This is a genomic window from Microvirga sp. GCM10011540 (assembly GCF_042650665.1).
Lineage (GTDB): Bacteria > Pseudomonadota > Alphaproteobacteria > Rhizobiales > Beijerinckiaceae > Microvirga > Microvirga lenta.
Window position 1 is genome coordinate 1 of record NZ_JBHSBQ010000001.1, and the last position, 15,727, is coordinate 15,727.

Consider the following 15,727-nt stretch of genomic DNA (forward strand, 5'->3'; position numbering starts at 1 on the left):
TCATGAAGTCGTAGGCGATCGAGAAGTGGCTGGCGGCGCCGCCGATGGACTGGCGCAGGGACTGGCTGATCTCGGAACGCTCCGAGCCGGCCACGTCGGTGAAGCGCGAGGAGGAGAACTGGTCGCCCTTGCGCACTTCGAAGCGGTAGATGTCGCTGGTGGGGTTGTAGGCGAAGCTGTGATTGTACTCGGCGCTGACCATGAAAGCGTAGTTGTCCATGACGAACGTGTCGTTGTCATAGGTGGTCGGACGCCATTGAGACGCTGAAAATGTCATTGGATTGTGCCCCTTCATGTCCCTCTTTTGCGAGGGTTCTTGAAGTATTAATTTCAGACTTATACTTGGTTCGAACAGACAAATATTCTGGTTATAGAATTAAAACAGTCTGTCCGGCGGGTGGGATGCTTGAACCAAATAATTCAAGCGAACGACCGTCGAATACCCAGGCTCCCGAAAAGGTGTCTTGCGATATTTGGACAGTTATTTGTGATTTTGCGCCAGCTTGATCTTCTGTGGACGGAGTATGTCTGAAGCTGGTCTACATGCCGGGCTCGGTGTGGCGTAAACTTGGCGGCATTGTGTCTTTCGGCCGCGACGCGCCCCGCTTCCAGGTGGCGATTCGCGGGTGTGAAGGCACGCGCAAGGAGATTCGCCGGCTGCATCCGGCTATTTGGGGGTATCCGGCCGCCGCTCGGCAGACGGCAAGGGAGCAGGGATAGGGCGGCAGCGGCATCGAAGCGTCCACTGGCGCTCTTCGCCCCGTGGACCAGGAGTGGGATGCTCAACAGGCGAGCAGGTCCGGCTGAGGGGGGTGCAAGGCTGCCGGATGAGGCGGTGTTCAGCGCGACCTCATTCCCTCCCCCTTGTGGGGAGGGCCAGGGTGGGGGTGTGAGCGATAGCCTATGACGGTGTGGCGCCCACACCCCCACCTCCACCTCCTCCCCACAAGGGGGAGGAGAGCAGGTTGGCGCCACCCGCGTGAGCCTTCGAACCGGCCGAACTCGTGGGGGAGGAGAGCCGGTCGGCTCCACTCCCGTCATGGCCGGGCCATCCCGGCCATCCACGCTTTCAAGTGGCGTTGGGGCCTCCACGCCGTCATTCCGGGGCGGCTCGCTAGAGCCGAGCCCGGAACCCATAGCCGCTGACGGCGCAGGATGAAGCGAAGCGCTCACAGTCTTTTCTTGAACCTGTCGAGTTTATGGGTTCCGGGCTCCGCTGCGCGGCCCCGGAATGACGGCAACGCACACCTTTGTCATTCCCGGCCGGAGCGCAGCGGAGGGGAAGGGAATCCACCGATGCGCACCAGCCGAAGAATGGATCCCCTTCCCGCACTTCATGCGCCAGGGAGACACCGCAACACCAGCAGAAACGTTCCCACTTTGTTCTTGACACTTGTGCCAAGCTAAGCTATATCGTTCCTGTCCGGTCCACCGAGGGGCGCGCTCGCGAGGCGTCGTGATTGTGGGACCGGACACAGTCCTGCGCCGGAGGGGAACGCACCCTCCTGCGGCAGGAGGCCCAGGCACCCGCCCTGGGGCCGGAGCGGGTCGCAGGCCCGGCCGCACCAGGCGTGCGGCGTTCGCCTGCGGCCGTTCACGGACCAGCGCCGCCTGTTCGCCTGAAAAGAACCGTGCGCGAGGGGCCATCCGGCTCTTCCCTCTCCACCACCACCCTTCGAGCCGGTTCGCTCCTCGCGCCCCCTCGACTGCCACAAGGCCGCGCGCATACGCCCGCAGCCCGAAAACCCATGCCTTTTCCAGCCTCGTTCCATGCCTGTGTCGGTTCCGATTCTCCGCAGAGCCGAGAAAGGAGATTCATGTTCCACACCGGCTCTTGCCTTCTCCCGGCTGTCCCTTCGTCCGAGCCCTCGCGGCGCGCCCTCGCGGAAACGGACCGCGGCTCAATAGCCCCGCTTCACATCCGCCAGAGCCCGGCCGAGGGCATCGGCCAGGGATTCCCGCTCGGGCGGGGAGAGGTCGTGGGCGAAGACCACCTTCTGGCCCCGGGAGGTCAGGGTCAGCTCCTGCAGGCCGAACTCGTCGTCCTCCTGCCGGTTCACCCGGGTCCAGAGCGGATTGAAGCGCCATTCCCGCACCTCGCCCCGGTGCGTGACCTTGCGTAGGAGAAGGCGGATCGGCGTCAGTTCCAGGAGTTCGAAGGCCTCGCCCTGTCGGTAGCTGACCCGGAACGCGATATAGAGGCCGAGGAAATCGAGGCCGAAGAAGCCGGCCACGGGCCAGAAGCCCATGACGAGGAAGGGAATGCTGGCAACCAGGGAGGTGAGGCACACGAGGACCATCACGATCCTGAAGCCCTGCGGGCTCAGGGACCGGTGCGGCCGGATCACGGCCGAGAAGACGGGGCGCTCGAACCGCTCGGAGTCCGCCGATGTCAGCTTGCCGCTTGCCATAGTCCAGATATAACGCAGACATGTCCGATCTGAAGCGGTCACCCCGCCGTATTTCCAAACCCAAGGCAAGTCCCGCCGCGCCCGCGAAGGGTGCGGCCAAAACGCCGCGCGCCCGCGCGCCCAAGCCGGTCGACCGGACGACGATGATCGAGATCTTCCGCCGCTTCCACGAGGCGATGCCGGAGCCCAAGGGCGAACTCGAACACACCAATCCCTACACGCTGCTCGTCGCCGTGGCGCTCTCCGCCCAGGCGACGGACGTGGGCGTCAACAAGGCCACCCGCGAGCTGTTCCGCATTGCCGATACGCCGCAGAAGATGCTGGCCCTGGGCGAGGACGGGCTGAAGGCGCACATCAAGAGCCTGAACTTCTTCAACACCAAGGCGAAGCACGTCATCGCCTTCTCCCGCAGGCTGGTGGAGGAATTCGGCGGCGAGGTGCCGAACTCCGTCGAGATCCTGGAAAGTTTTCCGGGCGTCGGGCGCAAGACCGCGAGCGTGGTGGTCAACATCGCGTTCGGCGATCCGCGCGTCGCGGTCGACACGCATATCTTCCGCGTCACCAACCGCATTCCGCTCGCCGTCACCAGGACGCCGCTGGACACGCAGGTGGCGCTCGAGGCCCTGATCCGGGACGAATACCGGCTCCACGCCCATCACTGGCTGATCCTGCACGGCCGCTACGTGTGCAAGGCGCGCAAGCCCGAGTGCTGGCGCTGCCCGATCAGCGACCTGTGCCGCTATCCGGACAAGACGCTGGGATAGGAGAGGCGAGGCGGCAGCCGTCTCACCCGAAGACGATCAGGCCGGCGAGGCCGGCCGCGCCGACGACGATGCGCCACAGGGCGAACGGCACGTAGCCGTGGCGCGACACGTAGTCGAGCAGGACCTTCACCACCACGAGCGCCGACAGGAAGGCCGCGATGAAGCCCGCGACGATGATCGCGACATCGTTGGCGGACAGGATGCCGTAGTTCTTCAGCAGGTCGTAGGCGAAGGCGCCGCCCATGGTCGGCATGGCGAGGAAGAACGAGAACTCCGCCGCCGCCCGCTTGCTCGCGCCCAGCAGCATCGCGCCCACGATGGTGGCTCCCGAGCGCGAGACGCCGGGCACCATCGCCATGCACTGGATGAAGCCTATCTTGAGGTACATCGAAAGGGGAAAACGGGTCGCGTCCCGGTGCTCTTCCTTCAGCGGCAGGCCGTCGACCAGGAGCAGCACGAAGCCGCCCGCGATCAGCGTCATGCACACGATCCAGGGATTGAAGAGCACCTCCTTGATGAAGCCGTGCAGCACGGCGCCGATGAGCGCCGCGGGCAGGAACGCGATGAGGACGCCGATGACGAAACGGCGCGCATCCGGGTCGTGCGGCAGGGCCTTGGCGATGGTCCAGAGCCTGTTGAAGTAGACCGTCAGGATCGCCAGGATCGCGCCGAGCTGGATCAGCACCTCGAAGGTCTTGCCGGTGGATTCGAAGCCGAGGAAGTGGCCGACGAGGAGCAGGTGCCCGGTGGACGAGACCGGCAGGAACTCGGTCAGTCCTTCGATGAGGCCCAGGAAAAGAGCCTCGATGATTTGCGTCATCGTTGAAAATCCTTGAATCGGCGCCAGATGCAGGGGTGTACCCCGGACTGTCAAGGAGGCTTGCGCATGCTGTGCCGCCGGCTTGCATCCGGCACATGGGATTCACCAAAACTCCTTACCGACCCTTAACGAAGCGCGGCCTTATTCTCGCCCTCTGTTTCGCGTCTGACACGCTCATGGCCATCCTGCACTCCTATCCCTTCTGCCCGCACTCGCGGTTTGCCCGTTTGATCCTGGCCGAGCTGGGGATTGGCGCACATATTCTCGAGGAGAAGCCATGGGAGCGGCGCATGCCGTTCCTCGAGATCAACCCGAGCGGATCGCTTCCTCTCTTCATCGACGAGGATGGGCTGGCGGTGCCGGGCGCCTCCATCATCGCGGAATATCTCGACGATACCCGCGGCGAGGCCATCGGCCATCGGCGCCTCATGCCGCAGGACCCGGTGCAGCGGGTCGAGGTGCGTCGGCTCCTGGAATGGTTCCTGGTCAAGTTCCACGACGAGGTTTCCGCCTATCTCGCCACAGAAAAGATCTATAAGCGGTTCATGCCCGCCGAACTGGGTGGCGGTCCCCCCGATATGGGGGCGATTCGCGCGGCGCGCACCAATGTGCGATACCACCTCACCTATATCGGTTACTTGATTGCACAGCGGAACTGGCTGGCGGGCGACCAGATGACCTATGCGGATCTGGCGGCGGCTGCCCATCTGTCTGTGGTGGATTATCTCGGCGACGTGCCATGGGACGAGAACGAGACAGCGAAGTATTGGTACGCCCGGGTGAAGTCCCGGCCGTCCTTTCGCGCGCTCCTGGCGGACCGGGTGCCCGGGATGGCGCCGGCGGCGCATTACGACAACCTCGACTTCTAGACGGCGAGGCGCTCAAGCGCGCGCTCGCCGATCGGGCGCAGGCCCTGGGGTTCGACATCGTGCGCATTGCGCGGCCCGATGCGATCCCGCTCGCGGCCGGGCGCCTCCAGGCCTGGCTCGCCGAAGGCCATCACGGCTCCATGGAGTGGATGGCGGAAACGGCCGAGCGCCGCGCCGATCCCCGGACCCTCTGGCCCGAGGTGAGGAGTATCGTCCTGCTCGGCCTGAACTACGGGCCGACCGAGGACCCGCTCGCCGCGCTGGCGATGAAGGACCGCGCCTCGATCTCCGTCTATGCCCGCAACCGCGACTATCACGACGTCATCAAGGGCAAGCTGAAGGAGGCCGCGGGCTTCCTCGCGTCCCGCGCCGGGTCGGACGTGAAGGTGTTCGTCGATACCGCTCCCGTGATGGAGAAGCCGCTGGCCGCCGCCGCCGGCCTCGGCTGGCAGGGCAAGCACACGGTCGTCGTCTCGCGCGAATTCGGCAACTGGCTCTTCCTCGGGGCGATCTTCACCACGGCGGAACTCCCTGCGGACGATCCTGAGCGCGACCATTGCGGCTCCTGCCGCCGCTGCCTCGACATCTGCCCGACCAACGCCTTCCCGGCGCCCTACCAGCTCGATGCCCGCCGCTGCGTCTCGTACCTGACCATCGAGCACAAGGGGCACATCCCCGAAGAGCTGCGGCCCGGCATCGGCAACCGGGTCTTCGGCTGCGACGATTGTCTGGCGGTCTGCCCGTGGAACAAGTTCGCCCAGGCCGGACGCGAGGCGCGGCTCGTGCAGCGCGAGGATCTCGCCGCCCTGCCGCTGGCGGAACTCGCCCGGCTCGACGATCCCGCCTTCCGCACCCGGTTCTCAGGCACGCCGATCAAGCGCACGGGGCGCGACCGGTTCGTCCGCAACGTGCTGATCGCCATCGGCAATTCGGGAGACATGGCGCTGGCGGAAGAGGCCGTGCATCTCCTCGACGATGCGTCCCCGCTCGTGCGCGCCATGGCGGTGTGGGCGATCGCCCGCCTGCTTCCGGCGGAGGCGGTGGCGGCCCATCGCGAGAAGCGGATGGAGCAGGAGGCCGATGCGGATGTGCGCAGCGAATGGCGCCGCACCGCGGACGAGACCGCTCAGGTAGCGTGACGGTTCGCGCCCGGTCCGAAATGGTCGATGTAGCGCGGGCTGATGGCCGAGACCGGCAGGATCACCAGCACGTCCGTGGTGCCGAATTCCCGGTCGATCACCGCGCCCCGGCCGAAGCTGGCGCCGAGGCGGAGATAGCCCTTGATCATGGGCGGCAGCGCGTGGAGCGCCGCCTTCGGATCGACCGCATCCCTGGAGAGAAGGTCCATGGGGGTGAAGCGCTCGGGCAGGGCGCTGGCCTGCCACTCGGCGGGCGCGGAGGCGAAGTGGTGCAGGAAGCTCAAGGGGAGCGCAAGCTGCTGCGGGTCCGTACCCTCCAGGCTGGCGCAGCCGATCATCACGTCGATCCCGAAATGCAGCACATAGGCCCAGATGCCGTGCCACAGGAGCTCGACCGTGCGCTTGTTGCGGTAGGGCTTGAGCACGCAGGAGCGGCCCAGTTCGAGGAAGCGCAGATCCCGATGTGCCTCGATCAGCGGAGCGATGTCGTATTCGCCGGCGGTGTAGAAGCCCCAGTTCCGGTCCGCCACCTCCTGGCGCAGGAGGCGGTAGGTGCCGACGACCTTCGGCTTCGCACCGCGCGGCGATTTCGCCTTCACGTCGTGGTCGAGCACGAGCAGGTGGTCGCAGAGGGTGTCGTAATCGTCGATGTCCCGGCGCGAAACGAGGGAGATGCTGTTCGGGACCGCCGACATCTCTTCGTAGAACACCTTGAAGCGCAGTTTCTGCGCCTGCCGGATCTCCTGGGTGGTGGTGGCGAGGCGGACTTCGAGGGAGCCGATCCGGCCCAGTACCGGATTGAGATGGCCGTAGTCGCGAACCTTCTTCGCGAGGCCGGGAACGAAGCGGCTCATGTCGTCGAGGTGCGGCGTATCGGCTGCAGGAACCAGGGGACTCGTGCCCGCTTCGGGCAACGGGGAGAGACTCATCGAAACCTCGCTCGAATGGGGACCGGAACCTGGGCCGGATGCCTTGCGCCGTGACATAGAGCTCATTTCGAACGGTTTTGTGACACGAGATATCGAGGAAATAAGGCGGCTAATCAAGGTTCGTCCATGAGTTTCCCGTGCTTCAGGCGGCCGCCGGATGACGGTCGGCATGAGCACGATAGGAGAGGGCCTCGGCCAGATGAATGCGCCTGACCCTGTCCTCGCCGTCGAGGTCCGCCAATGTGCGCGCCACCTTCAGCACCCGGTGGAAGCCGCGGGCCGAGAGGCGCATGGCATTGGCCGCGTCGCGGATCAGGGCCAGGCCTTCCGCATCCGGCCGGGCGACCTCCTCGAGGAGGGGGGCGGGGCAGGCGGCGTTGGTGGAGACGCCGTCGAGTTTCAGGGCGGCATAGCGCCTCGACTGGCGGTCGCGCGCCTCCGCGACACGCGCGGCCACCTCGGCCGATCCTTCGACCGGCGGCGGCAGGATCAGGTCCGCGGCCGTGACGGCCGGCACGTCGATGACGAGGTCGATGCGGTCGAGCAGGGGGCCCGACAGGCGCGCCTGGTATTGGGCGATGCAGCGTTCGTTGGGCTGGCGGCGGCAGACATAGCCCGGCTCGGTTGCCTGGCCGCACCGGCAGGGATTCATGGCCGCCACGAGCTGGAACCGCGCCGGATAGGTGACCCGGTGATTGGCGCGGGCGATGAGGATCTCGCCCGCTTCCAGGGGCTGCCTCAGGGAATCGAGCACCTGCGGCTGGAACTCCGGCAGCTCGTCCAGGAACAGGACCCCGTGATGGGCGAGCGAGGCCTCCCCCGGACGCGCGTTCAGCCCGCCGCCCACGAGAGCCGCCATGGAGGCGGAGTGATGCGGCGCCCGGAAGGGGCGGCGGTCCGACAGGGCGCCGTTCGCCAGGAGGCCCGCCACGGACTGGATCATCGACACCTCCAGCAGCTCCCGAGGGGCGAGCGGCGGCAGGATCGAGGGGAGGCGCTGGGCCAGCATGGACTTTCCGGCGCCGGGCGGGCCGTTCATGAGCAGGTTATGGGCGCCGGCGGCGGCGATTTCGAGAGTGCGTTTCGCGCTCTCCTGGCCCTTGATGTCGCGCAGATCGGGGAGGGCGCCGGAGAGGGGCATGATCGCGGGCTCCGGCCGGGCCATGACCTGGGTGCCCTTGAAGTGGTTGGCGAGCTGGATCAGGGAGCGGGGCGCCAGGATCTCGATGTCCCGGCTCGCCCAGGCGGCTTCCGGTCCGCTGGCGGCGGGGCAGATCAGCCCGTGCCGGCGCTCGAAGGCCGCCATGGCGGCGGGAAGCACGCCCGCGACCGGCGTGATCGAGCCGTCGAGGGCCAACTCGCCCAGAACCGTAAACCCGTTGAGCGCATCCGCCGGAACGGCCCCGATGGCCGCCATGACGCCCAGCGCGATGGGCAGGTCGTAATGGCTCCCCTCCTTGGGGAGGTCGGCGGGCGCGAGATTGACCGTGATCCGCTTGGCCGGCAGGGCCAGCCCCGAAGCGATCAGGGCCGAGCGGATCCGCTCGCGGGACTCGGCCACGGCCTTGTCCGGCAGCCCGACGACCATGAAGGCGACGTTGCCGGGAGAGATCTGGACCTGAACATCGACCGCCCGCGCTTCGATGCCCTCGAAGGCGACGGTTGAAATGCGCGTGACCATGAGGCGTGCCTCCCTGAAGCAAGCCCCGTTCTTAGCGCGATCGTTTAAAACTTAATAGCGTTTCATTAAGCATCCGATCATCTTTGCCGCAGGGAAGCCGGCAGCCGGGAACCCTTGCCACGGCGTGACGTTGAGTCGGACTGGGGCAAGAGAACCGGGCCGGAGAGCCCGGGAATCGAACCCCGACCGGATGGGAGGAGATCGCCGTGGCAAGGGACGACACGATTTCGCTTGAGCACAGGCCTTCGCGCCTCCCATGAAGCCGTAGATCGCGTCGGTCAGAGAAGATCATGCTGGCGAAGTCCTCCTCCTCCGAAACCGACGTAAGGCAAGAGATCGACATCGGCGCAGACGGAGCCTTTCAGACGGCTCTCCGGTCGCTGCGGACGGCCGTGGTGATGACCGATCCCCGCCAGGCCGACGATCCGATCGTGTTCGTCAACGACGCCTTCTCCCGCATGACCGGCTATCCCGCCGAAGAGGTGGTCGGCCTGAACTGCCGCTTCCTGCAGGGTCCCGGGACGGACCCGGCGACGGTGGCCGCCATCGATGCCGCCCTTCGCGCCGGCGAGGGCATCGAGACGGAAGTCCTCAATTACCGCAAGGACGGCTCCCCTTTCTGGAATGCCCTTGCCATCAGCCCGGTCCATGACCGGGACGGCAATCTCCGCCATTTCATCTCGCTTCAAAGCGACATCACCGCCAAGAAGGAGGCCGAGCTCGAGCTGGCAAGGACAAAGGCCGATCTGGAGGAGCGGATCGAGAACCAGATCCTGGACCTGCAATCGGCCCTCGATCAGAAGACGGCGCTGCTCCATGAGGTGGAGCACAGGGTCAAGAACAACCTCCAGGTCATCTCGTCCATCGTGCTCCTGAAGGCGCGACGCCTGAAGAGCCCCGAAAGCCGGAGGGTCCTGCAGGAGCTGGCGGAGCGCATCAGTGCGCTCTCGACCGTCCACAGGCTCCTTTACACGTCCGGGGACGTGAGCCGGTTCGACTTCGCAGCCTTCACCCACGAGCTGATTCCCGAATTGTCGGCGGGCCTGCCCCTTGGACAGGTCGAGCTCGATCTCGACGTGGAGCCCGTCAGCGTCTCGGCCGCAAAGGCGGCCTCTCTCGCCCTCCTTCTCAACGAGCTCGTCGGCAACGCCGTGAAGCACGCCTTTCCCGAGGGGCGCAAAGGGACGTTGACAATCGAGATCGGGAAAACCGAAAAGGGCCTCGAACTCGCGGTTGCGGACGACGGTGTCGGTTTCGACGGGGCGGTCCTCCACGAAGGTGGGCTCGGCCGGACGCTGATCGACATGCTCGTCCGCCAATTGAAAGGTCACTTGACCTGGCTCGACACGAAGCCAGGTTTACGCGTCGAAATCGTCGTGCCGTTGGACGCGGAGGAAATCCAGTTTGAGTCCTAGCAAATCCCTGCGCATCCTTGTCGTCGAAGACGAGATCCTGATCGCCCTGGAGCTGGAAAGCCTGCTGCAGGATCTGGGTCACGACGTTATCGGCATCGCGGCCTCCTGCGAGGAGGCCGTGGCCATGGGCAAGAACCTCGCCCCCGATCTCGCCTTCGTGGACATCCACCTGTCCGACGGCCCGACCGGCGTCGACGTGTCCCGCTGCCTGACGGGAGAACTCGGCGTCACCGTCCTGTTCATGACGGCGAACGCCAAGCGCATTCCCGAGGACTGCGCCGGCGCCTGCGGGGTCATCGCCAAGCCCTACACGGAGCGCGGCGTCAGGGAGGCCCTGGCCTATGTCACCTCCGAGCAGCAGGACGAGCGGCAGGCCGCCCGTACGATGACCTTCGTTCCTTTCGGCGCCCTGCGCCGGGAAGACAATCCCCAGGTCTCCTGAGCCCTCGGATCAGCGCTCCGACTTGAGGCGGTAGAGCGCCTCCAGCGCTTCGCGAGGCGTCATCTGGTCGGGGTCGAGGGCGTCGAGGGCCTCGCGCAGGGAATCCGCTTGCGCCGGGGCGGGGGGCTCCTGGCGGAGCGGCACCGCGAACAGGGGCAGGTCGTCGACGAGCGCCTTCTTCGGGCTCTCCCGGTCGGACCGCTCCAGCTCGCTCAGGATCGTCTTGGCCCGATCCACCACCGCCGTCGGCAGGCCGGCAAGGCGCGCCACCTGCAGGCCGTAGGACCGGTCGGCGGCACCGGGCACGACCTCGTGCAGGAACACCACTTCCCCGTTCCACTCCGTCACTTTCAAGGTCGCGTTGGAAACGCGGGCCAGGCGGTCGGCCAGGGCCGTCAGCTCATGAAAATGGGTGGCGAACAGAGCCCGGCAGCGGTTTGCCTCGTGCAGATGCTCGATGGCGGCCCAGGCGATGGAGAGGCCGTCGAAGGTGGCCGTGCCGCGGCCGATCTCGTCGAGGATCACGAGGGAGCGGGGCGTGGCCTGGTTGAGGATCGCGGCCGTTTCCACCATCTCGACCATGAAGGTCGAGCGTCCGCGCGCCAGGTCGTCCGCCGCGCCGACGCGGGAGAAGAGCCGGTCGACGATTCCGATATGGGCCTCCTTCGCCGGAACGAAGGATCCCATCTGCGCCAGCACGACGATGAGGGCGTTCTGGCGCAGATAGGTGGATTTGCCGCCCATATTGGGGCCGGTGATCAGAAGGATGTGCCCGGCATCGCGGCCCGACAGGTCGGAATCGTTGGCGATGAAGGCCGCGCCCTCGCGCTTGAGGGCCGCCTCCACCACCGGATGGCGCCCGCCCTTGATCCGGAAGGCGAGGCTCGTGTCGATCACGGGCCGGCGCCAATCGAGCCGCACGGCGAGATCCGCCAGGGCTGCCGTCACGTCCACGACGGCCAGCGCCTCGGCGGCGGTGGCGATATCGGCCGAGAGATCGAGCAGTTCCTGGGCCATGTCGTCGAAAAGACCCAGTTCGATCTTGAGCGCCCGGTCCGACGCGGAGGCGATCTTGGATTCGAGCTCTCCCAGTTCCATGGTGGAGAAGCGCATGGCGCCGGCCATGGTCTGGCGGTGGACGAAGGTGTCCTTCCACGGCTCCTTCAGCAGGTCCTCGCCCACGTTCTGCGGCACTTCGACGAAGTAGCCGATCATGTGGTTGTGCTTCACCCGCAGGGTCCGGCAGCCCGTCTCCGATGCGTAGCGCGTCTGCAGGGCGGCGATGAAGCGGCGGGAATCGTGCTGGAGCTCGCGGAGCTCGTCCAGGTTCTGGTCGAAGCCCGTGCGGATGAAGCCGCCGTCGCGCTTGAGCAGCGGCAGGTCCTCCGCAAGCGCCGCCGCGAGCCGGTCGGCCGCATCCGTGCGCAGCGACTGCAGCCGTTCCGCGGCGTGTCGGAGTTCCTTCGGCAGGTCCGGGGTGATCGCGAGTTCGAGGCCCAGATCCCGCGCCGCGAAGAGGCCGTCGCGCACGCAGGCGAGGTCGCGGGGCCCGCCCCGTCCGAGGCTGAGGCGCGAGAGCGCCCGGGCGAGATCCGGCGAGCGCTTGAGGATGCGCCGCAGGCGGTCGCGCAGGTCCCCGTTGTCCACGAGGGCGGCGACGGCATCCTGCCGGTCCTGGATCTGGTGCGGATCGGTGAGGGGACCTGCCAGGCGCTCGGCGAGGCAGCGGGCACCGCCCGGGGTCACCGTGCAGTCGATGGTCGCCAGAAGGCTCCCGGCGCGCTCGCCGGAAAGGGTGCGCGTGAGTTCGAGATTGGCCCGGGTGGCGGAATCGATCGCCAGGGTCGCGCCCGCATCCTCCCGGGTCGGCGGGTTGAGGATCGGGCGGCTGCCGATCTGGGTCTTCTCGATATAGAACAGGGCGCTGCCGGCAGCCGTGATCTCGGCCCGGCCGAAGGAGCCGAAGGAATCGAGCGTCGCGACGCCGAAATGGTCCTTCAGGCGCCGCTCGGCCGATGCCGGATCGAGGCCTTCGCGGGACAGCGGCGTGATCGAGGCCCGGGTCTCGCGCCAGAACGCCGCCAGTTCCGGATCGTCGTGGATGACGTCCGGCACCAGGATCTCGCGGGGGTCGAACCGGGCGATCTCGGCCGGGAGGCCCGCCGCATCCGTCTCGCTCAGGACGAAATGGCCGGTGGAAATGTCGACGGCGGCAAGGCCGTAGCACCATTGCGTATCCGAGACGCGCCGGCGCGCGATGGCGAGGAAGTAGTTGGCCCGGCCCGGCTCGAGCAGGCGCTCCTCGGTGATCGTGCCGGGCGTGACGAGGCGCACCACGTCCCGGCGCACGACCGATTTGGAGCCCCGCTTCTTCGCCTCGGCCGGATCCTCGGTCTGCTCGCACACCGCGACCCGGTGGCCGAGGCCGATCAGGCGCTGCAGGTAATCGTCGGCCCGGTCCACGGGCACGCCGCACATGGGAATGTCCTGGCCCTGGTGCTTTCCGCGCTTGGTCAGCACGATCCCGAGGGATTGGCTCGCGATCTCCGCATCCTCGAAGAACAGCTCGTAGAAGTCTCCCATGCGGTAGAACAGGAGGCTGTCCGGATTGGCCGCCTTGATCTCGATGTACTGGGCCATCATGGGCGTGACGCGGCTGTCCTGCGCCACCTTCGAGGCGGCGGGCTCTGGCTTCGCGGGAGTTCCGGGCGGCTGGTAGAGGGCTTGGGATGACATGTCCTCCTCTTACCAAAGTGGGCCGCGCCTTTCACCCGTGTCACAGGGTCCACGGAAAGGGTGTGGACAAGTCTTGAGGAAATCCCGCTCCATGCCTTAAGGTCGCAGGTCCTACGGAAACGCCCAGCCACAAAGACGATAACTCCATGACCGATCAGCCCTCGTCTCGCCGCAGCCGCCCGACTTTCACGGATCAGGAGGCGCTGCAGTTCCACGCGCAGGGCCGACCGGGAAAACTGGAGGTGGTTCCCACCAAGCCCATGGCGACCCAGCGGGACCTGTCGCTGGCCTATTCGCCGGGCGTCGCGGTGCCCGTTCTCGCCATCGCGGAGGATCCGTCCCGCGCCTTCGACTACACCACCCGCTCGAACATGGTGGCGGTGATCTCGAACGGCACGGCCATTCTCGGCCTCGGCAATCTCGGCGCGCTCGCCTCGAAGCCGGTCATGGAGGGCAAGTCGGTCCTGTTCAAGCGCTTCGCCGACGTGGATTCCATCGATCTCGAGGTCGACACGGAGGATCCGGACGCGTTCATCAACTGCGTGCGCTATCTCGGTCCCTCCTTCGGCGGCATCAACCTCGAGGACATCAAGGCTCCGGAATGCTTCATCATCGAAGAGCGCCTGCGCGAGATGATGGACATTCCCGTCTTTCATGACGACCAGCACGGCACGGCCATCATCGCCGCCGCCGGTCTCATCAACGCGCTCCATCTGACCGGGCGCGACATGGCGAAGACCAAGCTCGTGGTCAACGGCGCGGGCGCGGCGGGCATCGCCTGCACGGAACTCCTCAAGGCCATGGGCTTCGCGCCCAACAACGTCATCCTCTGCGACACCAAGGGCGTGATCTACCGGGGCCGGACGGAGGGCATGAACCAGTGGAAATCGGCCCATGCGGCCGAGACCGACGCCCGCTCCCTCGCGGACGCCCTGAGGGGCGCGGACGCGGTGTTCGGCCTGTCCGCCAAGGGGGCCTTCACGGACGAGATGATCCGCTCCATGGCGCCCAATCCGATCATCTTCGCCATGGCCAACCCCGATCCGGAGATCACGCCGGAGGAGGTCGCCCGCATCCGCGACGACGTGATCATCGCCACGGGCCGCTCCGACTACCCGAACCAGGTCAACAACGTCCTGGGGTTCCCCTACATCTTCCGCGGCGCGCTGGACGTGCAGGCGACCACCATCAACATGGAGATGAAGATCGCGGCGGCGCAGGCCCTGGCGGAGCTCGCCCGGGAGGACGTGCCCGACGAGGTCGCGGCCGCCTATCAGGGCGCGCGTCCCCGCTTCGGGCGCGAATACATCATTCCCGTGCCCTTCGATCCGCGCCTGATCCACACGATCCCGATGGCGGTGGCGAAGGCCGCCATGGATACGGGCGTCGCGCGTCGTCCCATCGTGGACATGCGCGCCTACAAGGCGCAGCTCTCCGCCCGGCGCGATCCCGTGGCCGGCACCCTCAACCGCATCTTCGAGCGCGTGCGCAAGTTCCCGAAGCGGGTCGTCTTCGCCGAGGGCGAGGAGGAGCAGGTGATCCGCGCCGCGCTCTCCTTCGTCAACCAGGGGCTCGGGCGGGCGATCCTCGTCGGCCGCGAGGACCGCATCCACGAAACCGCGTCGGCGGCCGGCATCGAGCTGGAGGGGCGCGAGGGCATCGAGATCCACAATGCCCGGCTTTCCTCGCGCAACAGCACCTATGCGCAGTTCCTGTACGAGCGCCTGCAGCGCAAAGGCTATCTGTTCCGCGACTGCCAGCGCCTGATCAACCAGGACCGCAACCACTTCGCCGCCTCCATGGTCGCCCTGGGCGACGCGGATGCCATGGTGACCGGCGCGACGCGCAACTACTCCACCGCGCTCGCGGACGTGCGCCACGTGATCGACGCCAAGCCGGGGCACCGGGTCATCGGCATTTCGCTCTGCCTGACGCGGAGCCACAACGTGCTCGTGGCGGATACCGCCATCCACGAGATGCCGAGCGCCCAGGAGCTGGCCGAGATCGCCATCGAGGCGGCCGGCGTCGCCCGCCGCCTCGGCTACGAGCCCCGCGTGGCGCTTCTCTCCTTCTCCACCTTCGGCCATCCCCGGGCGGAGCGGGCGGAGAAGATCCAGGAGGCGGTCCAGATCCTCGACGGCATGCGCCTGGATTTCGAGTACGACGGCGAGATGTCCGCCGACGTGGCGTTGAACCGGGACCTGATGGTGCAGTATCCGTTCAGCCGGCTCACGGGGCCGGCCAACGTCCTGGTCATGCCGGCTTTCCATTCGGCCTCGATTTCCACCAAGATGCTGCAGGAACTCGGCGGCGCGATGGTGCTGGGACCGCTCGTCGTCGGCCTCGACAAGCCGGTCCAGATCGTCTCCCTCGGCGCGACCGATGCCGACATCGTCAACATGGCGGCGCTTGCGGCCTACAACATCGGCGGGTGACCCCGCCGATGGCGCCTTCCCGGAGGGGCCCGGTTTTGAGAATAGCCTTACACCTCCGGAAAGGCTAAATCCTCCGCGAAGCCGTT

12 protein-coding genes are annotated in these 15,727 nt (G+C 66.7%); 6 read left to right on the top strand and 6 right to left on the bottom strand.

All coding sequences use genetic code 11. The annotated features are described in order from the left end of the window. Together ACFOYU_RS00005 and ACFOYU_RS00010 are read right to left on the bottom strand one after the other, a co-directional pair. On the bottom strand, positions 1–277 hold a 277-nt coding region (locus tag ACFOYU_RS00005; RefSeq protein WP_377031972.1), incomplete at its 3' end, for a hypothetical protein. Between the two features lie 1,624 nt (positions 278–1,901). Further along, positions 1,902–2,411: a DUF2244 domain-containing protein gene (locus tag ACFOYU_RS00010; protein WP_226736945.1), complete on the bottom strand. Its 510-nt coding sequence runs from the start codon at positions 2,409–2,411 to the stop codon at positions 1,902–1,904. A 20-nt stretch (positions 2,412–2,431) separates the two neighbouring features. On the opposite strand from ACFOYU_RS00010, the gene nth reads away from it, so the two are divergent. Further along, positions 2,432–3,175 carry an endonuclease III gene (gene nth / locus ACFOYU_RS00015; RefSeq protein WP_377031973.1) on the top strand — a complete coding sequence of 248 codons (744 nt, stop codon included), beginning with the start codon at positions 2,432–2,434 and terminating at the stop codon, positions 3,173–3,175. A gap of 22 nt (positions 3,176–3,197) precedes the next feature. Here the strand turns inward: nth and ACFOYU_RS00020 are convergent, their stop codons facing one another. Beyond that, positions 3,198–3,995 carry an undecaprenyl-diphosphate phosphatase gene (locus ACFOYU_RS00020; RefSeq protein ID WP_377031974.1) on the bottom strand — a complete coding sequence of 266 codons (798 nt, stop codon included), beginning with the start codon at positions 3,993–3,995 and terminating at the stop codon, positions 3,198–3,200. Between the two features lie 176 nt (positions 3,996–4,171). On the opposite strand from ACFOYU_RS00020, the gene ACFOYU_RS00025 reads away from it, so the two are divergent. Together ACFOYU_RS00025 and queG are read left to right on the top strand one after the other, a co-directional pair. After that, positions 4,172–4,864, top strand: coding sequence for a glutathione S-transferase family protein (locus ACFOYU_RS00025; RefSeq protein ID WP_226736939.1), 693 nt, complete (start codon positions 4,172–4,174; stop codon positions 4,862–4,864). After that, on the top strand, positions 4,762–6,003 hold the full coding sequence (gene queG, locus ACFOYU_RS00030) for a tRNA epoxyqueuosine(34) reductase QueG (protein ID WP_377031975.1): 1,242 nt from the start codon (positions 4,762–4,764) through the stop codon (positions 6,001–6,003). Before ACFOYU_RS00025 ends, queG begins: the two co-directional genes overlap by 103 nt. Here the strand turns inward: queG and ACFOYU_RS00035 are convergent. After that, the gene (locus ACFOYU_RS00035; RefSeq protein WP_377031976.1) at positions 5,991–6,932 is read right to left on the bottom strand and encodes a GNAT family N-acetyltransferase; all 942 of its coding nucleotides are present in this window, start codon (positions 6,930–6,932) and stop codon (positions 5,991–5,993) included. The two genes, queG and ACFOYU_RS00035, sit on opposite strands and share 13 nt — an antisense overlap. Before the next feature lie 142 nt (positions 6,933–7,074). Beyond that, complete coding sequence (locus tag ACFOYU_RS00040) at positions 7,075–8,613, bottom strand: YifB family Mg chelatase-like AAA ATPase (protein WP_377031977.1); 1,539 nt, start codon at positions 8,611–8,613, stop codon at positions 7,075–7,077. Between the two features lie 290 nt (positions 8,614–8,903). On the opposite strand from ACFOYU_RS00040, the gene ACFOYU_RS00045 reads away from it, so the two are divergent. Together ACFOYU_RS00045 and ACFOYU_RS00050 are read left to right on the top strand one after the other, a co-directional pair. Beyond that, positions 8,904–10,028, top strand: coding sequence for a PAS domain-containing protein (locus tag ACFOYU_RS00045; protein ID WP_377031978.1), 1,125 nt, complete (start codon positions 8,904–8,906; stop codon positions 10,026–10,028). Beyond that, positions 10,018–10,470 (top strand): response regulator, encoded by a 453-nt coding sequence (locus tag ACFOYU_RS00050; protein ID WP_377031979.1) that lies wholly within the window; start codon positions 10,018–10,020, stop codon positions 10,468–10,470. Before ACFOYU_RS00045 ends, ACFOYU_RS00050 begins: the two co-directional genes overlap by 11 nt. A 9-nt stretch (positions 10,471–10,479) precedes the next feature. Here the strand turns inward: ACFOYU_RS00050 and mutS are convergent, their stop codons facing one another. Beyond that, positions 10,480–13,206: a DNA mismatch repair protein MutS gene (mutS, locus tag ACFOYU_RS00055; protein WP_377031980.1), complete on the bottom strand. Its 2,727-nt coding sequence runs from the start codon at positions 13,204–13,206 to the stop codon at positions 10,480–10,482. A 146-nt stretch (positions 13,207–13,352) separates the two neighbouring features. Here mutS and ACFOYU_RS00060 point away from each other — a divergent pair, with 146 nt between their 5' ends. Then, on the top strand, positions 13,353–15,641 hold the full coding sequence (locus ACFOYU_RS00060) for an NADP-dependent malic enzyme (RefSeq protein WP_377031981.1): 2,289 nt from the start codon (positions 13,353–13,355) through the stop codon (positions 15,639–15,641). The last annotated feature ends 86 nt before the right edge of the window (positions 15,642–15,727 follow it).